This window comes from Paracoccaceae bacterium (genome assembly GCA_033344815.1).
GTDB lineage: Bacteria > Pseudomonadota > Alphaproteobacteria > Rhodobacterales > Rhodobacteraceae > Roseobacter.
This window is the reverse complement of sequence record JAWPMR010000001.1, coordinates 4445856-4472758: the sequence shown is the minus strand read 5'-3', so window position 1 is coordinate 4472758 and position 26903 is coordinate 4445856. Positions and strand designations below refer to the sequence as shown.

The 26903-nt window shown below is 55.9% G+C and carries 26 protein-coding genes; 19 read left to right on the top strand and 7 right to left on the bottom strand.

The features are described 5' to 3' along the window. The first annotated feature begins 2 nt into the window (after positions 1-2). The 13 genes from hisD to R8G34_20710 all read left to right on the top strand — a co-directional run bounded on the left by hisD (position 3) and on the right by R8G34_20710 (position 11752). Positions 3-1310 carry a histidinol dehydrogenase gene (gene hisD / locus R8G34_20770; GenBank protein ID MDW3225286.1) on the top strand — a complete coding sequence of 436 codons (1308 nt, stop codon included), beginning with the start codon at positions 3-5 and terminating at the stop codon, positions 1308-1310. Positions 1311-1314: 4 nt separating this feature from the next. Then, on the top strand, positions 1315-2067 hold the full coding sequence (locus tag R8G34_20765; GenBank protein ID MDW3225285.1) for an SDR family oxidoreductase: 753 nt from the start codon (positions 1315-1317) through the stop codon (positions 2065-2067). Continuing rightward, complete coding sequence (locus tag R8G34_20760; protein ID MDW3225284.1) at positions 2064-3080, top strand: alcohol dehydrogenase catalytic domain-containing protein; 1017 nt, start codon at positions 2064-2066, stop codon at positions 3078-3080. The genes R8G34_20765 and R8G34_20760 overlap by 4 nt, the downstream gene beginning before the upstream one ends. 38 nt (positions 3081-3118) lie before the next feature. Further along, entirely contained in the window at positions 3119-3523 is a 405-nt protein-coding gene (locus R8G34_20755; GenBank protein ID MDW3225283.1) for a universal stress protein, read from the top strand. Between the two features lie 46 nt (positions 3524-3569). Then, positions 3570-4076 (top strand): sulfopyruvate decarboxylase subunit alpha, encoded by a 507-nt coding sequence (gene comD / locus R8G34_20750; GenBank protein ID MDW3225282.1) that lies wholly within the window; start codon positions 3570-3572, stop codon positions 4074-4076. Continuing rightward, positions 4073-4627, top strand: a complete 555-nt coding sequence (comE, locus tag R8G34_20745) for a sulfopyruvate decarboxylase subunit beta (GenBank protein ID MDW3225281.1) — start codon at positions 4073-4075, stop codon at positions 4625-4627. Before comD ends, comE begins: the two co-directional genes overlap by 4 nt. 5 nt (positions 4628-4632) lie before the next feature. Continuing rightward, positions 4633-5736 carry an alpha-hydroxy acid oxidase gene (locus tag R8G34_20740; GenBank protein MDW3225280.1) on the top strand — a complete coding sequence of 368 codons (1104 nt, stop codon included), beginning with the start codon at positions 4633-4635 and terminating at the stop codon, positions 5734-5736. 361 nt (positions 5737-6097) lie between these two features. After that, positions 6098-6409, top strand: coding sequence for a cupin domain-containing protein (locus R8G34_20735; GenBank protein ID MDW3225279.1), 312 nt, complete (start codon positions 6098-6100; stop codon positions 6407-6409). 13 nt (positions 6410-6422) lie between these two features. Then, positions 6423-7247, top strand: coding sequence for a 5-dehydro-4-deoxy-D-glucuronate isomerase (kduI, locus tag R8G34_20730; GenBank protein MDW3225278.1), 825 nt, complete (start codon positions 6423-6425; stop codon positions 7245-7247). After that, entirely contained in the window at positions 7244-7972 is a 729-nt protein-coding gene (gene kduD / locus R8G34_20725) for a 2-dehydro-3-deoxy-D-gluconate 5-dehydrogenase KduD (protein MDW3225277.1), read from the top strand. The genes kduI and kduD overlap by 4 nt, the downstream gene beginning before the upstream one ends. Before the next feature lie 121 nt (positions 7973-8093). Next, positions 8094-8780: a GntR family transcriptional regulator gene (locus tag R8G34_20720; GenBank protein ID MDW3225276.1), complete on the top strand. Its 687-nt coding sequence runs from the start codon at positions 8094-8096 to the stop codon at positions 8778-8780. A gap of 188 nt (positions 8781-8968) precedes the next feature. Beyond that, positions 8969-9925: a TAXI family TRAP transporter solute-binding subunit gene (locus tag R8G34_20715; protein ID MDW3225275.1), complete on the top strand. Its 957-nt coding sequence runs from the start codon at positions 8969-8971 to the stop codon at positions 9923-9925. Between the two features lie 51 nt (positions 9926-9976). Continuing rightward, the gene (locus tag R8G34_20710) at positions 9977-11752 is read left to right on the top strand and encodes a TRAP transporter fused permease subunit (GenBank protein ID MDW3225274.1); all 1776 of its coding nucleotides are present in this window, start codon (positions 9977-9979) and stop codon (positions 11750-11752) included. 2125 nt (positions 11753-13877) lie between these two features. On the opposite strand, the gene R8G34_20705 is transcribed toward R8G34_20710, so the two are convergent. Continuing rightward, positions 13878-14768: a PfkB family carbohydrate kinase gene (locus R8G34_20705; GenBank protein ID MDW3225273.1), complete on the bottom strand. Its 891-nt coding sequence runs from the start codon at positions 14766-14768 to the stop codon at positions 13878-13880. Between the two features lie 119 nt (positions 14769-14887). On the opposite strand from R8G34_20705, the gene R8G34_20700 reads away from it, so the two are divergent. The 6 genes from R8G34_20700 to R8G34_20675 all read left to right on the top strand — a co-directional run bounded on the left by R8G34_20700 (position 14888) and on the right by R8G34_20675 (position 19889). Continuing rightward, a complete protein-coding gene (locus R8G34_20700) occupies positions 14888-15769 on the top strand; it encodes a dihydrodipicolinate synthase family protein (protein MDW3225272.1) in 882 nt (293 codons plus the stop codon). Further along, positions 15769-16422 carry a GntR family transcriptional regulator gene (locus tag R8G34_20695; GenBank protein MDW3225271.1) on the top strand — a complete coding sequence of 218 codons (654 nt, stop codon included), beginning with the start codon at positions 15769-15771 and terminating at the stop codon, positions 16420-16422. Before R8G34_20700 ends, R8G34_20695 begins: the two co-directional genes overlap by 1 nt. A gap of 106 nt (positions 16423-16528) precedes the next feature. After that, a complete protein-coding gene (gene dctP / locus R8G34_20690; protein MDW3225270.1) occupies positions 16529-17494 on the top strand; it encodes a TRAP transporter substrate-binding protein DctP in 966 nt (321 codons plus the stop codon). Positions 17495-17590: 96 nt separating this feature from the next. Next, positions 17591-18154, top strand: coding sequence for a TRAP transporter small permease subunit (locus R8G34_20685; protein MDW3225269.1), 564 nt, complete (start codon positions 17591-17593; stop codon positions 18152-18154). After that, complete coding sequence (locus tag R8G34_20680) at positions 18151-19446, top strand: TRAP transporter large permease (protein ID MDW3225268.1); 1296 nt, start codon at positions 18151-18153, stop codon at positions 19444-19446. Before R8G34_20685 ends, R8G34_20680 begins: the two co-directional genes overlap by 4 nt. Before the next feature lie 137 nt (positions 19447-19583). Continuing rightward, positions 19584-19889, top strand: coding sequence for a hypothetical protein (locus tag R8G34_20675; GenBank protein MDW3225267.1), 306 nt, complete (start codon positions 19584-19586; stop codon positions 19887-19889). A 487-nt stretch (positions 19890-20376) separates the two neighbouring features. On the opposite strand, the gene R8G34_20670 is transcribed toward R8G34_20675, so the two are convergent. The 6 genes from R8G34_20670 to R8G34_20645 are packed head-to-tail and all read right to left on the bottom strand — an operon-like array spanning position 20377 to position 26768. Next, the gene (locus R8G34_20670; GenBank protein MDW3225266.1) at positions 20377-21615 is read right to left on the bottom strand and encodes a CoA transferase; all 1239 of its coding nucleotides are present in this window, start codon (positions 21613-21615) and stop codon (positions 20377-20379) included. After that, positions 21615-22493, bottom strand: a complete 879-nt coding sequence (locus R8G34_20665) for a MaoC family dehydratase N-terminal domain-containing protein (protein ID MDW3225265.1) — start codon at positions 22491-22493, stop codon at positions 21615-21617. The genes R8G34_20670 and R8G34_20665 overlap by 1 nt, the downstream gene beginning before the upstream one ends. Continuing rightward, complete coding sequence (gene sucD / locus R8G34_20660) at positions 22490-23386, bottom strand: succinate--CoA ligase subunit alpha (protein MDW3225264.1); 897 nt, start codon at positions 23384-23386, stop codon at positions 22490-22492. Before sucD ends, R8G34_20665 begins: the two co-directional genes overlap by 4 nt. Before the next feature lie 13 nt (positions 23387-23399). Beyond that, complete coding sequence (locus tag R8G34_20655; GenBank protein MDW3225263.1) at positions 23400-24575, bottom strand: malate--CoA ligase subunit beta; 1176 nt, start codon at positions 24573-24575, stop codon at positions 23400-23402. A 22-nt stretch (positions 24576-24597) separates the two neighbouring features. Then, positions 24598-25539: a CoA ester lyase gene (locus R8G34_20650; GenBank protein ID MDW3225262.1), complete on the bottom strand. Its 942-nt coding sequence runs from the start codon at positions 25537-25539 to the stop codon at positions 24598-24600. Between the two features lie 26 nt (positions 25540-25565). After that, positions 25566-26768: an aminotransferase class V-fold PLP-dependent enzyme gene (locus R8G34_20645; GenBank protein ID MDW3225261.1), complete on the bottom strand. Its 1203-nt coding sequence runs from the start codon at positions 26766-26768 to the stop codon at positions 25566-25568. Positions 26769-26903: the final 135 nt, after the last annotated feature.

Genomic DNA, 26903 nt, shown 5'->3' with positions numbered 1-26903 from the left:
AGATGGCCCGTGAGTATCTCAAAAAAGCTGCCAAGACCGCGATGACTGATGCAGGCGACGTGCGTGAGACAGTTCAAAACATTCTGAACGACATCGAAGCTGGCGGTGATGCCGCCGCTCTGAAATACGCCGAAAAGTTCGACAATTACAAAGGCAGTATCCTTCTGAGCGAAGAAGAAATCGCGGCAGCTTCTGGTCTGGTGTCACAAAAGCTCAAAGATGACATTGCATTTGCACATGACAACGTTCGACGGTTTGCAGAAACACAAAAATCCACGATGCGCGATGTCGAATTGGAGATCGTACCGGGTTTGATTGCCGGTCAAAAAGCAATCCCCTGCCGTGCTGCGGGCTGTTATGTTCCAGGCGGACGCTACAGCCACATTGCCAGCGCGATCATGACCGTGACGACCGCGAAAGTCGCCGGTTGCCAACACATCACTGCCTGTTCCCCACCACGTCCAGACGTTGGCATCAATCCGGCGATTGTCTATGCTGCGGATCTTTGCGGCGCGAACAACATTCTTTCCATGGGTGGGGTGCAGGGCGTTGCGGCCATGACTTTTGGTCTCTTTGGATTGCCCAAGGCCGATATTCTGGTTGGCCCGGGCAATCAGTTTGTCGCCGAAGCCAAACGCATTCTGTTTGGTCGCGTGGGCATCGATATGATTGCAGGCCCCACCGACAGTCTGATTTTGGCAGACAAAGACGCGGATCCTTTCATAGCCGCGACCGACCTCGTGGGTCAGGCGGAGCATGGCTACAACTCGCCGGTCTGGCTGGTGACGGACAGCCGCGATTTGGCGGAAAAAGTGATGGAAATCGTGCCCGGTCTTATCGCGGATTTGCCAGAGTTGAACCGCACCAACGCCGAAGCCGCATGGCGCGACTATGCCGAAGTTATCGTCTGTGCGGATCGCGAAGAGATGGCGGCCTGTTCGGATGATTACGCGCCTGAGCACCTCACTGTTCAGGCCGCAGATCTGCCTTGGTGGCTCGACCGCTTGCAGTGTTATGGGTCATTGTTTTTGGGCGAAGAAACCACCGTGGCCTTTGGTGACAAGGCCTCTGGCACCAACCATGTTCTGCCCACTTCACAATCTGCGAAATACACCGGTGGTTTGTCCGTTCATAAATACATGAAGATCGTGACATGGCAGCGCGCCACGCGAGATGGTGCCAGGCCAGTGGCAGAAGCGACCGCGCGTATTTCGCGTCTCGAAGGCATGGAAGGCCATGCCCGATCAGCGGATGCGCGGCTTCATAAATACTTCCCTCATGAAAACTTTGATCTTTCAGCGATAGATTAAAAACATGTCGCAACTCTTCGATATATCAGGACTAAATGCTTGCGTGACCGGCGCCAGCAGTGGCTTGGGTCGTCAAGCTGCCAGTCTTTTGGCCGGATCGGGCGCCCGCGTGGTCGGGCTGGCGCGTCGTGGCGAAGAGTTGGCACAATGGAGCAAAGATACGCCCGGTGAAACCGCGTGTCTGACCGCGGACCTGACTGACCGAAGCAGCCTGCGCGATGTGGCGCGTGAGGCCGCAATCCCCTTTGGTGACATTCATATCCTGATCAACGCAGCCGGGATCAACACCCGTCAAAACGCGGATGACGTGACCGACGAAGGGTGGGACGCGACGCTGAACCTGAACCTCGCTGCGCCATTCTTTCTGGCACAGGCCATGGCGCCCGCGATGAAAACAAACGGCTGGGGGCGCGTGATCAATTTTGCCTCATTGCAGTCGCGGCGCGCCTTTCCCGGTGGCATCAGCTATGGTGCCTCCAAGGGCGGTGTGGAGCAAATGACCCGTGCCATGGCGGAGGCTTGGTCGGGGCAAGGCATTACCGCGAATGCACTTGCTCCAGGTTTCTTCAGAACCGAACTGACCGGCCCGGTTTTTGCCGATCCGGTGATGGCGCAGCGCAACGCTGATCAAACCTGCATCGGACGCAACGGCGAACCCGCTGATCTGGACGGCCCGCTGATGTTTTTCTGCTCCAAAGCGTCCGACTATGTGACGGGCCAGACCCTTTTTGTAGATGGAGGCTTTACGGCCAAATGAAAGCACTTGTCTATACCGACGTCGAGGTTCTGACCTACATGGACCGTCCAATGCCACAACCCAGCGCAGGCGAAGCACTGGTGCGTGTCCTCGCGTCGGGGATCTGCGGATCTGACATGCATGCTTATCTCGGACACGATGCGCGCCGCCCCTCCCCGTTGACGCTCGGACACGAAGCGGCAGGCATTGTTTCAGGCGGACCAGACGACGGCCGGCGGGTTACCATAAATCCGCTGGTGGCTTGTCAAACCTGTGATTATTGCCGCACGAAACGCGAAAACCTTTGCCCCAATCGCCAGATCATTTCGATGCAACCCCGCGAGGGCGCATTTGCTGAATACGTGGCCATGCCATTGCGCAATCTCATCACCGTCCCTGACAATGTTCCGCTTTCACGTGCCGCCCTCGCAGAGCCCATTGCCTGTGGATGGCACGCCGTGCGGTTGGGCAGATCGGTGCTGGGCGGGGACATGTCACAAATGCGATGTGCCGTGATCGGTGGCGGTGCAATTGGTGTCGGGGCTGCATTGTCACTGGCCGCGCAGGGTGCCCGCGACATCACGGTAGTCGAGCCCAACGAGTTACGCCGTTCCACCTTGGCTGATGTCGCCGGGTTTGAGGTTTGTGGGCCTGACGAGGACGCCATGCCGGAGGACGGGTCGGTTGATTTCGTGATTGACGGTGTGGGTTACGCAGCGACACGCGCGACCTGTAGCGCCTTGGCCCGCGCGGGAGGCGTGATTGCCCATATTGGTCTTGGCGAAGGGACCGGCGGCATTGACGTACGCCGCCTGACTTTGCAGGAGATCACCTTTATCGGGACTTACACCTATACCGCAGCAGATTTCGCAGCAACTGCAGCAGCAATATTCAATGGCGGCCTAGGCCCGTTGGATTGGATTGAAGAGCGCCCTCTGGCGGAAGGGCAAGCTGCTTTCAAGGATATCCGTGCTGGTGCGGTCGCGGCGCCCAAAATAATTCTGACCCCCGAACACGCGGGACCGGCAAACTAGCCAAACCGCAAATTGACACAGATAGCAGAGGACACAACATGCATAAGAAGATCATCGTTTCGCTGGCCTTGGATCACGGCATCAGCAAAGAGGCGCTCGACATGGCGCGCCATTTACGGGGCGATGACGGTGAGATCCTTGCGCTGCATGTACATGAAACACCCAGCAGTTCGGTAAATGCGTTTATGCCGGAAACCGCAGTCCAACAGGCATTCGATGCCGCCAAAGCCAAACTGGCCGAACGGCTGGTCGGGACATCAGATGTCGAACCGGTTATGCTCCATGGGCCCGCCGGGCGGACGATCACAGATTATGCCGAAAAAATCGGTGCAGATTGCATCATCATCGGATCGCACAAACCGGGTCTGAGCGATTATTTCCTTGGTTCGACATCCTCCCGCGTGGTGCGTCATGCGCCCTGCTCGGTCTATGTGATCCGATAACATCAGATACAACACCACAAATTTCACGCACACGAGGAGTACACACGTGTCCATCAGCACTAAGATTGTGGATGATTTCGTCGCCAATGGCGTCAATTTCATTACCACAGTGCCCTGCAAGCAGCTGGCCGGAGTCATTGACGAGGTCGAAGCGCGCGAAGAGATTTTCCACATCCCCTCCAACAAGGAAGACGAAGGGATGGGCCTGTGTGCCGGTGCCTTCATGGGTGGCAAACGCCCTGCCATCATCATGCAGAACACGGCCATCGGGGTCACGATCAATACCTTGGCCACCTTGACGCAATACTACCGGATGCCTCTGCCGATGCTGATCTCATATCGCGGCGAGTTGCGCGAGCCTGTGGCCTGTCAGGTTGAAATGGCCGTGCACACGAAAGCGTTGCTGCAGCAAATGCTGATCCCGACGTATCATTTCCACAAAGAGTCTGATGCGGAAGAGCTGGATGCGATCCTGAAATACACCTTCATGTGCAACAAACCTGTGGCGATCCTGACGGATGCGTCCTTCTGGGGAGGCTACGGCGACCAATGATCCGTTCTGAAATCCTGCGCGAAATCGCGCCCATCCTCCGTGACCAACTGGTCGTCTGTAACATCGGTCTGCCCAGCCAGGAGCTGCACATGATTGATGATCAACCCTCCAACTTCTACATGTTGGGTACCATGGGTTTGTCTTCTTCCATCGGCCTTGGCTTGGCGCTGGCCCAAGACAAAACGGTGATCTCCATTGATGGCGATGGCTCGGTTCTGACCAACCTTGGCACCCTGCCGACGATCGCGAATAACGTGGCGGATAACTACATCCTGATGATCATCGACAACGGCTCTTATGGCTCCACGGGCGATCAACCGACCTATGCGGGCAAGAAAACCAAGCTCGAAGCCGTCGCTGCAGCCTGCGGATGCGAAAATGTCGTAACCTGCAAGGACGTTGACACCGGCGAAGTTTTGCAAGCGGCGATCGACAGTAAAAAGATGACCGTCATCGTGGTGAAATGTGACAGCGGTAATATCAAATTGCCAGTGATCACAATGGATCCTGTTGTGATCCGCGACCGCTTCATGAAGTCGGTTCAGGCGTAATCACTTTGAGCGCACGCGCCATCTACTCTTACGCGGACGCCCGGCGCATTGCGCAACGGCGTCTGCCATGGATGGTGTTTGACTATATCGATGGGGCGGCAGGTGAAGGCGTTGCAGAAGCACGCAATCTTGCCGCCCTGCGTGACATTGAGTTGCAACCACGTGTGTTGGTCAATGTTAAAAACCGGGACCTTAGCGTTCCTGTTTTTGATCATGCGGGGTTGTCTCCCTTTGGGATTTCTCCGATGGGCATGTGCAATCTTTCCGGGCCCGGCGCGGATCTGATGCTGGCGCGTATGGCCGCGAAATATCAAGTACCTCATGGGGTTTCGACCGTTGCCTCAACCACCATGGAACGGATTATCGAGGTCGCCGAAGGCCACGCCTGGTTCCAACTATACTTCAGTGGTGATGGGAGCGGCACCAAAAAGCTGGTGCAACGCGCCAAGTCCGCCGGATATCGAACACTCGTGATGACACTTGATGTCCCCGAAGTCGGACGCAGACCCCGTGAATTACGCCGTGGTTTCAAAATGCCATTTCGGATTGGCCCGATGCAATTCGTCGACTTTGCCCTGCATCCCCGATGGTCCATTTCCAGCCTGCTGGCTGGTGCGCCGGATCTTGCAAATTTTCAACAGGACGGGTTTACCTTTGACCGAACAGAAAGCCGCGCCCTCGCCGACTGGGATTTCCTGAAAGAACTGCGCGACAGTTGGGACGGCAATCTGGTCGCGAAAGGCGTCACTGATGTCGAAGATGCCCAACGCCTGAAAGCCGAAGGCGTCGATGCCATCCAGGTTTCCAGCCATGGCGGTCGCCAATTGGATTCTGCGCCCCCTCCGATCCTGGCATTACAACGCATCCGAGCGGTTTTGGGCGATAAATATCCGTTATTTTATGATACCGGTATCAGGTCCGGTGAAGACGTCGTCAAAGCTTACGTCATGGGCGCCAGCTACGTATTTTTTGGCCGCGCATTGCAGTTTTCCATTGCAGCCGGTGGCGAAGCCGGGCTGGCACAATACTGGCAGTTGGTTACAGAAGAAATCGGACTGACCCTTGCCCAGATGGGGCGGGTGTCCCTGCCAATGAATGGAATAACCTGAATTGGGTTCATCTCAACGCCTGATCAAAGCACGACGACGGCACAAATGTTTACAGAAGACGTTGCATCACAGATCGGTCAGGCGCGGGTCTGCAGTGCTTCATGTTGGTTTAAATGCCGCACCGCATGGGCTGCAACCAAGTGTATTTTGCAATCGAAACACTGATCCGTTCCCATATCCGCAAATTCAATATCAGGCGTTGGGCGGGACCTTGTATAGCTGATCAATGTCTCGAGACAACACCCCACAGAAGTGACCGTTGTAAAGCACAATAATCTGGGATACTACCATACCAAATTCGCAAAAATGGCCCTAGCAGAGGCTTCACCGCACGGATAAAGAAACAAGACAGGACCCATCAATGATCCATTTCCCAGTTGTCGCAACCGATCCCGGCGTCACCCGGCAGGTGATTGCGGACCATGAAAACCTCATGGTTGTTTCGTTTCGTTTTGCGGCGCAAGGCGCGGAAGGCAAACTTCACAATCACCCGCATGTTCAGTCCACATACGTGAAATCGGGCAGATTCCGGTTCACCATGGACGGCAAGGACTTCGAGGTAGGTCCCGGGGACAGCTTTGTCATCCCATCCAACGCCCGACATGGTTGCGTTTGCCTCGAACCGGGTGAGCTCATTGATTGTTTCACTCCGCGCCGCGACGATTTTCTTTGAAAGGGTCCCATTTATGCTGAGCGTCCGATCCCTCTATGCTGCAAGCCCAACCGAGACACGCCAGATGGACACGGCCATGCTGCGCGAGAACTTTCACTTTGACGGCATGTTTTGCGACGGTGAAGTGAGGCTCCTCTATACACATTATGACCGAATGATCATCGGCGGCATTTTACCGGACACGACCGATCTGATCCTTGATGAGGTCGCCGAATGCGGCACCGCCTCGATCCTGGATCGGCGTGAAATTGGCATTCTGAACATTGGCGAGACCGCGGTGGTGTCAGCCGCTCAGGACGCACATCAGCTTGATCGCGGTGACGTGCTCTACCTTGGTAGGGGCGCAGGCCCAATCACATTTGGGCGCGGCGGTCGCTATTACGTGGTCAGCACGCCCGCGCATAAAACGTTTCCCGCGCGGCGCATCAAATTTGACGAAGCCGGACAGGTCAACCTAGGGGCGGCAGAAACAGCCAACCAACGCACGATCTATCAGTTCATTCACCCTGAGGTCATGGAAAGCTGTCAGCTGGTCATGGGCTACACGATGTTTCAGGGCGGTTCGGTCTGGAACACGATGCCTGCGCATACGCATGATCGTCGCATGGAGGCCTATTTCTATTTTGATATGGCGGCGGAAAACCGCGTTTTTCACTTTATGGGAAAACCCGACGAAACCCGGCACATCATCATGAAAAACGAAGACGCCGTGGTCTCGCCGCCTTGGTCCATACACAGCGGCTGCGGCACGGGAAGCTATTCGTTTTGTTGGGCGATGGCGGGGGACAACGTGGACTTTCGCGACATGGATATGGTTGCGATGGAGGATTTGCGGTGAGTGCTTTTTCACTGGACGGGAAAAAGGCGCTGGTGACCGGCGCCAACACCGGCATCGGACAGGCGATTGCCGTGGCTTTGGGACAGGCGGGCGCACATGTTATCTGCGCCGGGCGATCTTCTTGCGCGCAGACCGTGGTCAGTATTGATCGCGCGGAGGAACTCACACTTGACTTCGCGGATCCACACGCGGCGCGGGACGTGTTCACAGAGCACCATGTCGACATTTTGATCAACAATGCGGGCATCATTCGCCGTGCGGACAGTGTGGATATGTCGGAAAGCGACTGGGATGACGTGATGGACATCAATCTCAAGGCGGTTTTCCTCACATCACAGGCCTTTGCCAAGGCTGTTATGCAACGCGAGGTTCACGGAAAAATCGTGAACATCGCCTCACTGCTGTCCTTTCAGGGCGGGATCAGGGTCCCCTCTTATACCGCGTCTAAACACGGGGTCGCGGGCTTGACCAAGGCACTGTGCAATGAGTGGGCAGCCAAGGGCATCAACGTGAACGCAATCGCGCCCGGCTATGTCAGCACAAACAATACCGAAGCGCTGCGCAACAACCCTGAACGCAATACCGCGATTTTGGAACGCATCCCGGCAGGGCGCTGGGGAAATCCCGAAGACATCGCCCAGAGCGCCGTTTTTTTATCTGCACCTGCGTCGGATTATGTAAACGGTGCTGTGCTGAATGTAGATGGCGGATGGTTGGCGCGATGACGACCCCTTTGTGGCATGTGAGAGCTGCGCGTTGTACGCGCTTTTATGCGACCAGGTCCATTGCGGACTTGGATGCGGCCGGTACCTCGCAGGATTTCGAGCAAATGCAAAACGAGATCATATGAGGATAACCCCGGAAACACTCGCGCGGCGAACCAGCGCGGATATGGTTTTTGATGCGCTCTATGAGCAGATCATCACCCTCAAGTTGCTCCCGGGTGCAAAGATATCTGAGGCAGATGTGGCGGGGCAATTTAGCCTGTCCCGCCAACCGGTCAGAGACGCCTTCAACCGCCTCGGCAATATGAACCTGTTACTGATCCAGCCACAACGCGCGACATTGGTGCGCAAATTCTCCATATCCGACATTCAAACCGCGCGGTTCATCCGCCTGTCTGTTGAGTTAGAAATCATCCGTGTCGCCGCGCGCCGTTGGGACGATGAATTCAGCCCGCGTTTTTTGACAAATCTGGATCACCAGGCCTTGGCCTCAAAAGACGATGACCGAGGGGCCTTTCATCGACTTGATCAAGAGTTCCATGCGTTGATAGCCCAAATGGCTCAGAAACACTCCGCCTTTGATTTTGTTTTGGAAAACAAAGCAAAAGTGGATCGCATTTGCGTCTTAAGCCTCAAACGTCGTGATGAAATGTCAAAGCTGGTGACGGACCACCGTCAGATATTCAAAGCCTTGTCATGCGGTGATCCAGACAGTAGCGCAGAGGCGCTCAGAACGCATCTGTCGCGTATTGAACAGACCATCAAAGCTGTTCACCTGTCTCATGCCGAGTATTTTGACAATACATAGCCGCCCTCAGTTTTCAAAATGAATGCGATGCGAATGTGCCGCCGCAGAATGGTTGCGTCCCTGCCCCATGAAGCAGCCATGTGTGATGTCTTTTCCGTGGTTAAAGTTCGAACATTCAGGCGCAGAAGCATTCTTGCGCTTTGCGTCACAAAAGGAGAGGGTTCACCCAGAATTCAGGGAGAAGTTAAATGACATTTTTCAAAACTATCGGCGCCATTGCCGCAACCGCCATCGCGCTTGGAACGGCGGCAAGCGCGGAAACGCGTGTCACCTATAAATCAGCCAAGGCCGGTTCGTCCTATTTCCAGATGGCGGTTCAATTCGCCGAAGCGATGAAATCCGGCACCGGCGGTGATGTGTCTGTGACCGTCGAAGAAAGCCAGGGCTCTGTTCAAAACGTTATGGAAGTGCGCGCACGTGGCGGGGATTACGTATTCACGACGCCGCCTGCTCTCATCGGCCTGGCACAGGGCGGCAAAGCCATGTTCGAGGGTAAATCCGATCCGTCGTTTAACGACATTCGCGCATTGTTCCCCATTCCATCCCTGACCATGCATTTTGTGATGTCAGAGGCCAGCGGCGTCAAAAGCTTCGCGGATATGGAAGGCAAGACGATCCTGTTGGGCAGCGGGTCCTTTGGCGCGCGCGAGGGCGCAAAATACCTGGGTCTCTTTGGTCTTGAGGGCAAAGTAACCGTGGCTGATTCAGAATTGTCCAACGCTGTAAATGCGCTCAAGAACGGGCAAATCGACGGGTTTGTGACAGCAGGTTCCTACCCTGCGCCCAATGTGATCGAAGCCGCGGCTTCAACCGGCGTCACAGTCATGTCGCTGAACCCGGATCAAATCGCCCAGACCAAACGGACAGAGCTGACGATTCCAGCGGGCACCTATGCAGGGCAAGCCGAGGACATCACGACCACGTCGCTTCCGGTAGTGGCCTACACCACGTCAAAAATGGACGATGATACCGCGTATCTTCTGACCAAAACCTACTGGGAAACTAAGGCTGATATGGCGGGAGAGGCTGCATGGTGGGCAGGCGTTTCTGTTGAAATGCTCAGCAATATCACCACGCAAATCCACCCCGGCGCCATCCGTTATTACAAAGAAATTGGTGCGGCCTTGAACGACGCCCACATGTAACCTCCCGCCCTGCTTCGTGACACGGAGCAGGGCATGCCAAGGCTGACGTCAATGCAAAACCTCTCCGCGCGGCATGGCTGGATTGCCTTGGGTCTACTGACATGTGTTTTTCACATTGGATTGATCTTTTATGGGTTGGTGCCAAACCTCGTGGCGCGGCCCATGCACATGGCGTTGATCCTGCCTTGGGTTTTCGTTTTTGGGGCCTCCTCCCGTTTAGCCACTTGGTCGGGCGTGGCTATTGCGGCCGTCGGTGTCGCCGGTTGCTGCTGGATCGCGCTGAACCACCAGATCCTGCGCAATCAATACGGTTTTCTGGAAAACGGCTTTCAAGTCGCTCTCGCAATCACTCTCTTGCTCATCGTGATGGAGGGCGCGCGCCGCATGATTGGCTGGCCCCTGCCGATGGTGGCTCTGGCAGCACTCCTTTACGGGCTATATGGCCAGCACATTCCTGGCGAGTTCGGCCATGCTGGAACCCCATTGCGCAGCTTTCTGGGAACACTGGTCGTGGCAGAAGGCGGCATATGGGGCAGCCTCACGGGAGTTTCGGTTGGGGTCGTCGCAATATTCGTGATCTTTGGCGCAATGCTGAACGCAGGTGAGGCAGGTCAGGGTTTCATGAACGTCGCTTCCGCTGCCGCCGGGCGCTTGGTGGGTGGTGCAGCAAAGGTGTCCGTCCTCTCCTCCGCGCTCTTTGGATCAATATCAGGATCAGCCTCGGCCAATGTGGCGTCCACCGGTGCCATCACCCTCCCCGCCATGACGAAACTGGGCTACCCAAAACGGCTGGCCGCCGCCGTCGAGGCGGTTGCATCCTCCGGCGGTCAGATCATGCCGCCCCTCATGGGGGCCGGTGCGTTTGTCATGGTGGAACTGACCGGCGTTCCCTATGCGCAGATCATGCTCGCAGCACTCCTTCCGGCCATTTTGTATTTCCTGGCGGTTTGGATGGGTATCAACGCCTATGCCCAACGCTATGAACTGAAAGCTGTGCCCGAAGATCAACGCCCCGCACGGCGCGCTGTCTTGATCACCTCTGCTTTCTTCATGGTGCCTTTCACGATCCTGCTTGTGGCCATGTTCGCCGTCGGGTTCACACCGCAATACGCGGCAGCTCTGGCCATCTTTGCCGCCGCTTTGGCGTTGTTTTTTGACGCCACGCCGCAGGTCAACATCATCCAGGGTTTTTCGCGTCTCGGGGATGCGATGCTGAATGCAGGCAAACAGGTCGCCATGATCGCCGCCATCATCCTTTGCGCTTCCATCATCATCGGGGTGTTGGGAATCACTGGCCTCGGCGTAAAGATCACCTCCGTGATGTTATCAGGGTCCGGGGGCGCGCTCTGGCCCGCGCTGTTGCTCACCGCCCTTGCTTGCTTGCTGCTGGGCATGGAGGTGCCGACAACCGCCGCCTATGTGATCTGTGTTTCTGTTGCCGGTCCGGCTCTCATTGAACTTGGTTTGGAACCTCTGCAGGCGCATCTGTTCGTGTTCTGGTTTGCCCTCCTGTCAACGATCACGCCGCCCGTTTGCGGTGCTGTTTTCATCGCCGCCGGAATGATCGAGGAGAATTGGCTCAAGGTTGCGCTGACAGCCATGGCTTTGGGTTTGGGTCTCTACGTCATCCCACTGAGCATGATTGCCAATCCGAGCCTTATCCGCCTTTCCGCTGACCCCGTCGGCGCGATTATCGCTTTTCTTCACATCGGCGCTGGCCTGTCTTTACTGTCTTACGGGATCATAGGCCAAGGCACCGCGATATTGCGGGTTGGATTGATCCTCCTAGGGTTGGCCGCCGCCTTTGTGGGTGTGATTTTCTACTGACCTGGACAGGGTGATGCGCGCCAGACGCCAGCGGAAAACGACCTCAGCGTCATTTTTTGGAAAGAAATCGATTGTTGCCAGATTTTTTAGGTTTGATCGAACAAGGACCCCGGACGAATTCAGCAAACTTTACAGGCAGGACATGTCCTTCTCTTCAAATTTTGCACAGGGCGTTGCGGGCCAAGCTTCCGACGACGACCTATTTGAGGTTTTTCGATCTCTCATGTCCTTAACTCCAGAATTTGCAAATTTCGCGAGATGGCTTTGCAAATTTGACGTGCAGTCCGGTGGAGGATAAAAACAAAAGGCTCAACCTTTTGAGCCAGCATGGGGCGCGTTTAAAACTTCGCAGCAAAGCCGACACAGCCCTGAGTTCCGGCCGCAAAACGATACAACTGGCCGAGTTTGGTGTATTTGATGGCACAAGCTTCAACAACCACTCTGCTGCGGAATTACCGAAATCCGGTCGGACGACACGGAGCTTACTGTGTCTCCTCAGGGTGGTTGCGAGAAGAGATCAACGATCCTGAATACGAAGTGGCTTTCAGGTTTGGTACAGTTCCTTGGTGCTCAGAAATCAAAATGTGACTAGCGCCCGGAGTCGATAGAAGCTTTGCGCCGTCAAGGATGCGCCTTTTCTTGAACACGCCGCCCTTGGGCCTTGGCACCCGGAAACTGGTAAAAAAGAGGTCCGATTTTCGTCACCCTTACCGTGCTCGACATGGGAACCGTGCTCCGGGAAGTATGCCATCGCCGTGTCCGCGATGACACTTTCGTAGCCACTTTCAACCGCGTCATCAGGCATCTTACCAGTGATTTTGGAACGTTCAATCGAGATGATACGCAGGAGGAATACCCTAAAAAAGTGAAATTAGGCCCTCTCAAAGGGTTATTTCCGGGCTCGTCACGGATAGCATATGTTTCCAACTCGCTGAACAGCGCTCTCCTTGCGAGATCGATCCGGCGAAGTGTGAATGGCTCCTGAATGCATCTGTGATTTTGATGAACCTGAAAGGCGGCCTGATAAATGCACAGGATGATGCCGCTTTTGCTTCACACCCCAAACTGAAAGAAATTGTTGCCATGGGCATCTTGATGATCCGGTGACCGCAAATAAATTTGACGACGCCCAATTTCGCGCGTTTCACCTTCAAGCCTCGGCTTGTTTTGGATGAGCCTTGCGCAAAAATGGCCGTGAATTGTCGATGCAGCGCCAAGAGCGCATTTTGCCTTGATCCGGTGGCCCCGGAAACCGCTTTGAGCGTTCCCGGGCAGCAGCAAATCCGATGCAATGGCAGTGTTGGATGTCAGCTGTTGGGCCGGATCAAACGCGCCGCCGGCAGTCCGGTACATCGCGGTTCGGAAAACACCTGTCGCCCTTCCACCGTTTTGCCAAACGGGATGCCCAGATCTGTATAGGGGTCGAAGGATGGCAAAATCAGCTAGACATGCTTGAAAAGCCGGTAATCGTCCGTTGGCAGGTGGCAATTTACGATCTGACAGGCCCGCCCCTCGTTTTAAACAAATGCCTGCATGACCCGAGCCATGTCGTCCATCAATTGAGCCAAGACCTTACTGCCGCAATTGTCGTCCCCGTGATCTGTGGCGCTCGACACCGAAAAAACCTTGAAGCGGTCTGTTGGGTTTCGATTTTAAGCCCTCACGCATGAACAACCTCATGGTGCAGAAACTCAGTGTCCTAAAAGTTCGACCGGTGCCCGATCCAATCCGGGTCCTGAACCCTCACAACTGGGTCAATCGCGCCGTGCAACGATCTAGGTCTTATCGCGCAAAGGCGGGCGACTATTTGCATGCACCGCTGAGCTGTGCGGAAAGCGTGACCCTGTTCCGTGCGAGCATCTTTGGGGTTGTGACTGTCATAACAAACGGGGACCGCCATGCCATTGTTTCTGCAGTCATCCGCATTATCGTTGTATTTTCTGCAAACTTCAGTGCGATCTGTTCTTCCCCTGCCGCCAGACCAAGCATAGCGGCGCAAGGAACATCATGCGCGTGATCGACCATCCGGCGCAACGCTGCAAAATCCACCGCCTTGCTGAATAAAACAGACCTGTAACGGCCCGGCATAGTGCCTTTCACAGTCCTGCCTCCGAATATTGCGGATCTACTCACTGATTTGGCGCATCAGAGCTTCGACGTCCACGCGCTCTGCAAACGTCTCGCTTTCAATCGAAAACCGTACCTTGTGGGCAGCCGCCGCATTTGCCCAGCGGACAGCATCAAGTTCCTGTTGTCCCCGCCCCAGAGCCAAAGTGAATGCGCCATGCCATGCATCACCTGCACCGAGCGTGTTTCGCACCTCCACGGATGGTGCCGGAACTTCTGACATCAATTGACCATCCCAGCATAATACAGGCAACGGCCCCCGGGTAACGGCACACCACGCGCCTGTTTCGGACACAGCAGTTTGCAGTGCATGCAAGTCACTTGATCCAACGAAGTCCTGCAATCCCTGTTCAGAGAATACAACATGGCTTGCGTGCCTCAGCGCTTGGGTTGCGATTTTTACTGGTGCCTCGGCGTCAACAACCGCGGGTTTTCCAGCTTTTCGAGCGGCTTGAACGAGACTTGCGGCGCCATCCGGCCATCTGGTATCCACGAGCACCGCGTCAAATCGGAACGGATCGGGGGGCAAAAAATCGACCCTTTGCAAATCCGCGTCCCGGTGATTTATGATCGTGCGCTCTCCGTTTGAGGACAGAAAAATGCTGGAGCGCGAGGTGGGCACCTGCGGCAAGGAGAAAACCAGCGCGTCGTCAATGCCGCGATCGGTGATCTTGGAGCGCATCAACTCTCCAAACACATCCTGCCCAATCGCACCGACAAGGCTTACATCACCGCCTAAAGCAGTAATCGCGGAAGCGGCAATAAAGGCACCACCCCCGCCAATCAAATGCGAGGCTTCAGCGCGGTGCTTATCCCCCTCCAAGGGGAAGGAGGACATCTCAAAAACCAGATCAGCCGCAATGAGGCCTGCACAAAGGATCTTCGTCATTCGCTGTGCTCTCCAGTTTCGGCGACAAGGCAATGATGAATTCGTCTGACATGTTACATTGACAGTCAATGCGTAACAGGTAACTTAATCCAAAGGCTTGGCGGTCCGCGCTTTGCTGATTGGGGGACGGGGACATATCAGATTTCGGAATTTCTGCGGCTTTACTGACGCCATTTGGTGACGACGGACGCATCAACGTGCCACTGTTTTGTGCTCATGCACAGGATCTTCTGGCGCGCGGCGTAAATGGCATCACACCGTTTGGCACCACGGGTGAAGGCGCATCCATCGGCATGGCGGAACGATCAGATGCCATTTCATCGCTCCTGGCCAGCGGTATCGCCCCGGAAAAAATCACCCTGGGCATTGCGAGTTGCGCGCTTGATGACGCAATTGCGCAGGTCCAACAGGGCATAGGTTTTGGCGTGACCGCGTTTCTGGTACTGCCGCCCTTTTACTTCAAAGGCATAGGGGATGAGGGCCTTTTTGAATGGCATCAGCGGCTTTTTGCAGCTGTGGATGATCGCGCCAGATTTGTGCTCTATCATATTCCACAGGTAAGCCATGTGCCATTGTCCATTGATTTGGTGCTGCAGCTTTGCGCGCATTTTCCGCAAAGGATCATGGCAATCAAGGACAGTTCGGGAGACTGGGAAAATACCCGCGCTCTGATTGAGACCGGCAGGGTTCCGGTTCTTGTCGGGGATGAACGCCTGTTGCACAAGGCGGCTGCCTTTGGGGCGGCCGGTTCGATTTGCGGCATGGCCAATTTGTACCCCGAGCGCATGAGGCGGCTGTTTGACAGCCGCTCCCAAGACACATCGCTGTCTGCCGATGTCGATGCGATTGTATCCGTACCGGTCATCCCGGCCTTGAAACTCGTCATGGTCGAACGCAGCGGAAGTAACGATTGGCGGCACCTGCGCGCGCCCCTGTATCCTTTGAAAGGCGATGCACGCGCAGCGGTACTGGCAAGGTTTGCCGGAAAGATGTTGGCGTGATGCCGTCCCGTGATCTGCGCATGCGTGATCATGCTTATTCGAATTTCACACAGAAATTACTGTCGCATGATATCCGCCCCGGACAAATTGTATCGCAACGCGAACTGGTTGAATTGACTGGCATGCCTCTTGGGGCCATTCGCGAAATGATCCCACGCCTTGAAGCGGATGGGTTAATCAAAACCGTACCTAAACGCGGTTTGCAAATCCTGTCCATCGACCTTGATCTGGTGCGCAATGCGTTCCAATTGCGCCACATCATCGAAGGTGAGGCGATTGCTCTTTTTTGCCAAACGGCGCCCATCGAAGACATCGAACATCTGATAGAACAGCATGAAGACATTCGTCGCGCCGCAGATGCAAGAATGTCGCCCGAGGTTCTGCAACGGGCACAACAAGTCGACTGGGCCTTTCACGACCGCATTATAGACGCCATGGGCAATCCGATCATTTCAGACATACACCGTGTCAATGCGATCAAAATCCGACTTATTCGCAATTCAGACACGCGCATGCTGCCCGAGTTGGCCGTGCCGGTTTTGGAGGAACATCTGGCAATCTGCGCGGCGCTGCGCGCCCGGGACAGCGCAGCAGCAGTGGCCGCAATCCACGACCACATCGACAGCGCGAAACGACGCGCCCTGGGGATGTGACACGGTTTTCGACGGGGCGCAGGCCTTGCGGAAAAACAAGCGGTTGGAACACCGCGATCTAAACGGAGGAGACTTTATCATGATGAAATTTACACGACGCGCCCTGATGGCATTGACGGCAGCGGCGATCGCGGTTCCGGCCTATGCTGCGGACACGATCACGTTGCGCATGTCGACACCAGCGTCCGAAACGGACCAACGCTCGGTGGCCTTGGCAGAGGTCTTTGCCCCGGCTGTGGCAGAGTTCGCGACCTATGAACCACACTACAACGGCTCCCTGATTGCGCAGAGTTCCGAACTGGAAGCCATCGCCTCCGGTGATCTGGAAATGTCCATTGCCTCGGCGCAGGAATTGGCACAATTCTTCCCTGAATTTTCAATATTCGCAACAGGTTATGTGCATCAGGACGCGGCCCACCAAGTTGCTGTTTTCAACGATCCGCTGATGGATTCATTCAAACAAACCGCTGAGGACGAGCTGGGCGTAAAACTGCTGGCCGTCATGTATCTGGGACGTCGCCACGTGAATCTGCGCCAGACCAAGGACGAATTGACCGTCACAACGCCAGCCGATCTGGCAGGGGTAAACCTGCGCATGCCGGGCACGGATGCATGGCAATTCCTCGGCAAGGCTCTGGGCGCAAACCCAACACCGATGTCATTTACGGAAGTCTACACCGCGTTGCAAACCGGATCCGTGGACGGGCAGGACAATCCCCTGCCAACTGTTGTGGATGCGAAATTCTATGAGGTGACCAATCAGATCGCCCTGACATCGCATCTGGTCGATCTGAACTATGTCGCGTTTTCCAAGACCGTTTGGGACGGGCTCACACCTGATCAACAAGCAACGGTTCAGGCCGCGGCAGAAGCCGCTGCAGAAAGCGGTCGTGTTCAACAACTTGAGAAAGAAGCAAACCTCGTTTCCTTTTTGAAAGAACAGGGGCTTGCGGTTTATGAACCCGATCTCAAAGCGTTCCGTACGCATGTGCAAGCGCAATACGCCGGGTCCGAACTGGCCGCGAGTTGGCCAGAAGGCGCACTGGATAAAATCAACGCGCTTGGCAACTGATCCCGACACTTTTTGCGCGGGAGGGCGTATCGCGCGCCCTTCCTTTTCGACAGTGCAGGATGACCCTTTGAGCGGGCCGCCCGACGGAAATCTTATATGAAATCAATTATATCTGCCCTCCGCCACATTGCTCAAGCCGTGGCCGCCTTGATGATGGCGCTGATGTTTCTGACCTTTATTCTTCAGATTACTGTGCGGTATTCCGCCCGCCTGGATTGGTTGCCCGCGCAATTTCCTTTTCTCGAACCATCGCTTTACGGTTGGACGCTGGAGTTCTGCCTGTTGCTCTGGGTGTGGCTGATCTTTTGGGGCAACGCCTTTGTCGTCAGGGATCGCGATCACGTTACCTTTGATATCATTTTTCTGAATGTCCGCCCTGCCCTGCGCCGCTGGTTCATTGTCATTTCCGGCATTGCGATTTGTGTCGGTCTAATCGCCTCGATCGAGCCGACCTTGTCAAAGTTCCATATTCTGAGGCTGAAGAAGACGGCGACACTCTCCACGGTATTCGGTGATTGGATCCGGATGCGCGATATCTATTCCATATACATTTTCTTTCTGGGCGCGGTGTCTCTCAGGTACGCTTGGGCAGTGTACCGCGCCATCCGTTACGGCGTTGAGGATCCAATGCTTGACCCTCCGGGAGCCTCCCGGAAATGAGTTTCGAATTTCTCGTTTGCATCGGATTGTTGTTCTTTCTGGCCGGGATCGGCGCACCGATTGCCTATGCGATTCTGATTGCGTCACTCGGGTATCTGACGGTGTCCGGTCAGGGCATTGGCATCGCGGGCAAGGTCCTTATGGACGGGCTTTATCAGAGCTTTATCCTGCTGGCAGTGCCCCTGTTTATTGTTGCCGCCAATATCATGAATGCTGGCACGATCAGCGACCGGTTGCTGTCGTTTTGTGTGGCACTTGTCGGGCGTTTCAGAGGGGGGCTGGGCCATGTCAATGTGGTGGCCTCGCTGATCTTTTCCGGCATGTCGGGTTCGGCTGTGGCAGACGCGGCAGGCATTGGCAAAATCATTATCGAAATGATGACGAAAAGCGGCCACTACACGCGAGGCTATGCCGCCGCGATCACCGCAGCTTCCGCCACAATCGGCCCTATCATCCCGCCTTCCATTCCCATGGTACTCTACGCTTTGGTCTCCAACACCTCTATCGGATACCTTTTTCTGGGCGGTATCATTCCCGGCCTTATGATGGGATTGGTGTTGATGGCGATGAACACTTTCCTGTCTCATCGCCGGGGTTTTATGCTCGAAGAACCGGTGCCGATGTCCGAGCTGCCGGGCCGAACCTTGAATGCCTTCCCTGCCCTGCTCATGCCCGCCATTCTGCTCTATGGCATATATGGCGGCGTAACGACTCCAACCGAGGCCGCAGCCGTCGCGGCGTTTTATGCCTTGCTCCTTGCGGCCTTGTTTTACCGGGCTCTGAGTTTCAAAGCGCTCTATGGCATTCTGGTCGAAAGCGCGCGCTCCTCTGCTGCCGTGGGTCTTGTGATTGGCGGCGCGCTCATCCTGAATTACGTCGTCGCCTCAGAAAACATACCCAGCGTTCTGGCACAGCAGCTGGTCGGATTGGATGTGGATCCGTTGATGTTTTTGCTGGGCGTCAACCTGTTGTTTCTGTTGCTGGGATGCGTGTTGGACGCCACCACGATCATTCTGGTCATCATCCCTCTCTTCCTGCCAACCTGCCGCGAATTGGGCATTGACCTGGTGCATTTTGGCGTTGTCGCCGTGGTGAATTGCATGATCGGCCTGATCACCCCGCCCTATGGGATATTATTATTTGTTCTCAACGCTGTAACAAGAATTCCTCTTTCGGAAATCATCCAGGAGATCTGGCCCTTCCTGATTGCGCTCTTGATGGCTTTGATGGGGCTAGTCATTTGGCCAGACCTCGTTCTTTGGCTCCCGCGTGTCTTTGGGTATGCGGGCTAAACCCCTCAGGTGTGGATGCGTCGCCCGTTGAATTTGTCATGGACTTGCACCCGACATGTCCGAAAACCGAAGGGGTATAATGGGTTCAAAGCGTTTTGATCTACTCCACGCCGAGGAGACGCCATGACAGTCGCTAGGTGAATCCACCTGATCTGTTCGGCATGGAACTGTTTCGCCCGACAAACAGAATATATCGCACCTCAGAGGCCTATGTCACGCGCGGCAGATTGTGGTTGTCGTCACGTGACAAGATCAAGCTGCGCACACCGATCTCAGGGTTGCGCAAATTCTTCGAACATCTTGTGATCGTCGGGCCAGCCTCTTTCGGGATCACATTAGAAAATGCAAGCCGCAATTCGCATGGGCGCATCCGTTTTAATGTCTCACAATGCGCAGATGTTTCAGGATCGACGGCGACGGTTGGTCCAGACCACGCGGATTGAGAAGAAAAACCTGTCCTCGATCCGAGACCTCAAGCGCAATACTCGAACTGTGGCACCCACACCAGTTTTCGGAACGCAAATGCGCAGCCTTCATGGATCGACATAGACTGCGGTTTTGGCACCATTGCATCGCTGGCCAACAATTCCATCACGATGGGATAGCATTGCACTGCGGGAACTGGAGGTCTCAAGACAACAAAAACCTTCGCAATCATGCAAAAGGATTTGTGGCTTCTTTGAAACCTCGATGTGTCCCCACGCTTGGCAACACAGCCTCGCCATGTTGCGCAAGTGGCACGCGCAACCCACGACCCAGTCGGGTTTCGCTAAACAGGGGGCGGGGTCCGTTCACGGCATTCGAACTTCCTGAGACCGAAGCAGGACAGGCAAGTCACCAACGTGTCACGTTGGCCCGCCGATTGCGTTGCTTTCCGGATTTAAAGGCTGTGGGAGATTCCGACGTCAAGTTGCGCCATGACGGGTCAACTCAGGATGCGATCCGCAAAGAGTTCGAAGGCTGGCTGACGATACCGGCGTCAAACAGAGCGGCAATTTCATTACCCGGCAGACCAGCCACATCAGCAAGAATCTCTTCGGTATGCTGGCCGAGAGATGGCGCGGGTACCGGCGCATCACGCCCCGCCAAAGAGAAGTCGAACGGCGAACCCGGCGTCAAATATCGCCCTATCCCCGGCTGATGAATGTTTTCAAATACCGGGTTCTGGCTCGACAGGTCCGGGTCCTCGGATAAAGCTTGCTGAAAGTCGCGGAAAACAGACCATGTGACGCCGGCGGCCTCAAAATCAGATGCGAACTCGGCGACACTCCGGGCTGCAAACCAAGGGGCAAGCACCCGCGTAATCTCTTCCCGCACAGCCCAGCGCGTACCCTCGTCGTTCAGATCGACATCCAATGTGCGTGCCAAATCCTCCATCGCCTGCGCAGTACCCGTCACTTTCAAGAGATTACGCCATTGCCGGGTCGTTAACCCGATCACCATGACGCGACGGCCATCGCGGCACAGAAAATCCTGACCATATGCTCCGTAAAGGGCGTTTCCGGCCTTCGCACGGTTTGCCTCGTTCATTGTGACATCACCGATGATGCCCAAATTCCCCAACATTGCTGCGGCGACATCCTTCAGGGTCAAATCAACACCCTGCCCGACGCCCCGACGCAATCGGTGCCGCTCTGCTGCGAGCAAACCTGAAACAACCATGTTTCCGGCAATACAGTCCCAGGCGGGCAGTACATGGGCGACAGGTGTCTCACTGTCTGCCGGACCGGTCGCGTCAGGGAAACCGATGGACGGATTAACCGTATAATCGACCGCCGGACGCCCTTTGCGATCACCGCGTAGCGTCACGGTGCATATGTCCTCGCGCTGCTGGGAAAGGGTTGCGTGATCCGTCCAGCCCATCACGGCCAGGTTGGTGATAAACAATCCCGCATCTTCACCTTTTGCGCAAATGATTTCAGACGCGATTTCACGCCCGCGCGGGCTTTTTACATCAATCGCGATCGAGCGCTTACCCTTGTTCAGACCCGCCCAAAACAGGCTTTGGCCCTGCTGCGTGATTGGCCAGCGCCGATAATCAAGACCGCCCTGAGGCAGATCAAAACGGATCACATCAGCACCCATCTGCGCCAAGGTCATGCCCGCAAGTGGCACTGCGACAAAGGCTGAACTTTCAACGACCCGCATGCCAGACAAAATACCGCTCATCAATCCCACTCCATCCGGGCCTGCATTCCCAAGTATCCCTCAGGAGTCGCCGTCCCCAGATCAATGCCGTTGGCATTCTTGTCCATACGGCCAACGAGGCGCATATCCTGATCATGAAACATTGGATGCAGCCCACGAAAACGAAAACTGCGCGCGTTTTGACCCGTGTGTCGTTTGGCGGCTTCGATGAGTATACTTGCCTGCATCGGGCCGTGTACGATCAATGCCGGATATTTCTCGACGTCGCGCGTGTACGTCAGGTCGTAATGAATGCGATGGGCATTGAACGTCGCCGCTGAATATCGAAACAGCCGCGCCTCATTCATCGGCACGATTTCATCAAACATCAGGTCTTGATGCACGGGAACCTTCTTAGGCGGCGTGAATGCCTCCGGAATATCCAGATAGACAATGTCCTGTGTTTCTTCGATATAGGCGCTGTTTTCGCCCTCGATGACGTGTCTGACAGACACAAAAACCATGTGACCTGTCGCGCCTTCTTTCTCGGTGATAGACACGATCTCCGACCGCCGGCGCAACCGTTCACCGATCCGCAACGCGCCGGAAAACCGCAACCGCCCGCCCGCCCACATCCGCCGTTGGAACGGCAGTTGCGGCAAGAACCCACCTAACGCCGGATGCCCGTCACGGCCCAGTTCGGGAAGTGGCACAAATTCCGGGAACGCGGCCCAATGCCAGAGGCACGGCATAAACGCACCGACTTTGATGTCACGCACAACGGATGCCTTATGCGTAACTGCGGCGTTCATCATGCCCGCCAGTTCCACGCTCAACATGCCCCAGCGTTCTTCCTGACGCCCAACCCAGTTTTCACCGGAAGCGGGCGCGCCGTGGGAAACAGCATCCATCCGGCTCATGCCGCCTGTTTCCGACCCAGAACCTCTGCCATCGTCGCCCCCATTGACGATGGGTTGGGTGCGACTGTGATGCCAACAGCGCTGAGCATTTCAACTTTTTCCTGTGCGCTCTCGCCAAAGGCAGAAATAATTGCACCCGCGTGACCCATTTGGCGCCCCTTAGGCGCGGACAGACCCGCGACGTAAGCAACAACTGGCTTGCTCATATGATCGCGCACATAGGCGGCGGCTTCGGCTTCCTGCGGGCCGCCAATTTCTCCGATCATCATCACCGCATCAGTGTCCGGATCGGCCTCAAACAATTCGAGAATATCCTTGAAGGAAGAGCCATTGATCGGATCCCCCCCAATGCCAACGGAAGTCGATATTCCAATCCCCAGCGCCTGCATTTGGCTCGCCGCCTCATATCCGAGCGTGCCAGACCGTCCGACAATGCCGACGCGTCCAGGGGTGTAGATATGCGGCGGCATAATCCCCATGAACCCTTTGCCCGGCGAAATCATCCCCGCGCAATTCGGCCCGATCAGACGCATTTTACGGTCCTTTGCGTATTTGCGCAGGAACCGTTTGACGCGGATCATGTCCTGCGCCGGGATCCCATCTGTGACGCAAACCGCTGTGCGAATGCCCGCGTCTGCCGCCTCCATCATCGCATCAGCAGCGAAGGGTGGTGGTACAAACAACAGGCTCGCCTCGGCCCCCGTGGCCTGCACAGCCGCGCGCACCGTGTCATAAACCGGACGGTTGAGGATGCTGGTCCCGCCTTTGCCGGGTGTGACGCCAGCCACGACATTCGTGCCCGCTTCAATCATCTCCTGCGTGTGAAACTGGCCAATGCGACCAGAAATGCCCTGAACCAGAACTTTAGTTGTCTCATCGATCAGAATGGCCATGTGCGGTCCTCCTTTACGCGGCTACAGGGGTTTGACGGTTGGCAACAGCTGCCTGCGCAGCTTCGGCCAGAGTGTCTGTTGTCAGGATCGGCAGTCCGGAATTGCGCAGAATGTCCTGCCCCTCCTTCACGTTGGTGCCCGCAAGACGCACCACGACAGGCAGCGTCAAACCAACCTCGCGATAAGCTTGCACCACACCCTTTGCGATCCAATCACAACGGTTAATCCCCGCAAAAATGTTGACCAAGATAACCTGCACATTGCGGTCGGTCAGAACCGTGCGGAACGCCTGACATACCCGCTCGGGGCTTGCGCCACCGCCAATATCGAGGAAATTCGCCGGTTCACCGCCGGACAGCTTGATCATGTCCATTGTGGCCATCGCCAGACCCGCGCCATTGATGATGCATCCGATGTCACCGTCCAGTCCCACATAGGCCAGGCCGTTATCCGCAGCGGTCGACTCGCGCGGGTCCTCCTGTGACGGGTCACGCAGGGCGGCAACCTGCGGGCGGCGATAAAGCGCGTTGGTGTCAAAGCTCATCTTGGCGTCCAGCGCTACAAGATCACCCGAGCCGGTAATGACCAGTGGATTGATTTCCACCATCATCGCGTCCAGATCGCGATACGCGCGATAGCAGGCATGCAAAACATTGACCATCTGCGCCACTTGCCCGCCCGTCAGCCCCAGCGAAAAGGCAAGCTCTCGCGCTTGAAATTCCGCCAGACCGACGGCCGGATCAACGACCATACGGCGCAGGCTGTCGGGGTCCTCATCCGCAAGGTCTTCGATCTCCATACCACCGTGGGCGGAAGCCACGATCATGATGCGCTCGGTTTTGCGATCCAGCACAAAACCCAGATACAATTCCTGCTGAATATCGGAGGCGGTTTCCACCCAGACCCGGTAGACCCCTTTGCCGGCCGCATCGGTTTGTTTTGTCACAAGGCTTTTACCAAAGAGTGTGGCGGCGTAGTTGCGCACTTCTTCATCGGAGCGGCACAGCTGAACCCCGCCAGCCTCACCGCGCCCACCGGAATGGATCTGCGCCTTGACGACCCAGGCTTCTCCGCCCAGTTCACGCGCCCGATATCCCGCCTGTTCAGGGGAATAGGCCAATCCACCACGTGGCACCGGCACGCCGAAACCTGCAAGGATTTCCTTGGCTTGATATTCATGAATATCCATCTTCACCTCCCATTTTTGATCTTCAGACGCGAGCGGCGATGGCCTTTGCCACGTCGATCACGTTCTGCGCCATCTTCTCGGACGCCGCGTCGATCATCTTGCCATCCAGCGAAGCCGCGCCCCGGCCCTCATTTTCAGCTTTGCGCAACTCATCAATGATGCGCTCTGCTTTGGAGACCTCGTCCGTCGGTGGGCTGAAGACTTCGTTTGCGAATGTCACCTGACTGGGGTGAATGGCCCATTTGCCCTCACACCCCAAGGCGGCGGCACGTTTCGCTCCCGCCTTGTATCCTTCGGGATCTGAAAAATCGCCAAAGGGTCCATCAATTGCGCGCAACCCGTAGGCACGGCAGGCGATCACCATGCGTGTGATCGAGGCGTGCCACTGGTCACCGGGGTAATCCGGGTTCAAACCGCCAATGTTGACCGTACGGGCCCTCATGGAGGCGGCATAATCCGCCACGCCAAAGTGCAGCGCTTCCAGACGGCCGCCAAACTGCGCGATCGCCTCGACGTTGGCCATGCCGAGCGCCGTTTCAATCAAAGCCTCAAGACCAACGCGCGTCTGAACACCGCAGCCCTGTTCGATCTGGTTCACCATCGCCTCTACCATATATAGATCAGCAGGCACCCCTACCTTGGGCACCAGCAAGGTGTGCACCTTGTCACCTGCCTGCTCCATGATATCGACCACGTCGCGATACATGTAATGCGTATCCAGCCCGTTGATACGCACCGATATGGTTTTGCCTTTGGCAGCCCAGTCGATGTCGTTGAGGGCCTGAACAGCGTTCTTGCGCGCCTGCTCTTTTTCAGGCGGGGCAACCGCGTCTTCAAGGTCGAGAAACACATAATCTGCCGGACTGTCTGCCGCCTTGTCGATCATGGTTGTGTTGGAGGCCGGCACAGCAAGTTCTGAGCGCTGGAGCCGTTGCTTGCGCAAGGGATGGAGCGTGTGTGACATGGGATCGCTTTCTGATTTTGGAGGGTTTACTCAGCGGCGACGCTCAAGCAGGGCGCCTGTACCTGTTGCGAAACAAACCAGTCTTGTGCCGCGCCCACGCCCGAACCCAGTTCAATCTGTGCACCCGCGCGCGTCAGCGCCATTTCAGCCAAAGACAGCGATGTGAGGCACATGCCGTCATTCATGTCCCCTAGATGACCGATCCGGAACACTTTGCCGGCCAATCGTGCCAAACCCGAGCCAAATGAGGCGTTGTAGTCCTCATACGCGATCCGCAGTACGTCGCGCGCATCCACGTCCGAAGGCACCCGAACCGCAGACACCGTATCAGAATAAAGCGTGTGATGTTCTGCCACCAGATCCATGCCCCACGCCGCGATACCCCGACGCACACCTTCTGCAAGCCGATTGTGACGGGCGATGACATTATCCAGCCCCTCTTCATGAATGCGCTCCAATGACTTGCGCAACCCGTGGAACAACTGCGTCGGCGGCGTGTAGGGGAAATACCCATCCGCGTTCAACTTCAGCATATCCTCGAACTCGAAATACGCGCGACGCATTGTAGCGTGACGGGATGCTTCCAGAGCCTTTTCACTGACGCCGAGGATACCAAGTCCCGCAGGCAGCATCAGACCTTTCTGGCTGCCGGTAACGGCAAGGTCGACGCCCCAGTCATCCATACGGAAATCAATCGAGGCCACCGACGATACGCCATCCACGAACAGCAGCGCATCATGAAAACAATCATCCATGGCCCGGCGAACCGCGGCAACGTCTGACGTGACTCCGGTTGCCGTTTCGTTATGGGTGACAAAAACCGCCTTGATCTCGTCTTTGGAGTCCGCCCCCAGACGACGAGCATATTCCTTGACAGGCACGCCTGCGCCCCAAGGCACGTCAATCACCTCCACGTCAAGACCCAGCCGTTCTGCCATCTCAACCCAAAGTGTCGAGAACTGTCCAAAGCGCGACATCAGGACCTTGTCGCCCGGGTTCAGCGTATTGGTAATTGCCGCTTCCCAAGCACCGGTGCCGGAGCCGGGGAACAACATGACGTTGCCGGTTGTCGTGCGCAAAACTGTTTTGAGGTCCTCAAAAAGGCCCAGTGTCAGATCGCCAAAGTCCGGTGCCCGCATATCCTGCATGGGCACATTCATCGCCTGCCTGACCGCCTCGGGAACATTGGTGGGACCGGGAATGAAAAGATGTGTCTGACCTGTGCGCATATGAATTCCTCCTTGTTTCGAGCACACATTGCACGTTGGGGTGGCATTGAGGAAACAGAACCGGGTCATGCTGTAAATGAAAATTTTTACAACATACACAATTGTAAATTTGTAAAAATTTCGCTATGTGAAATT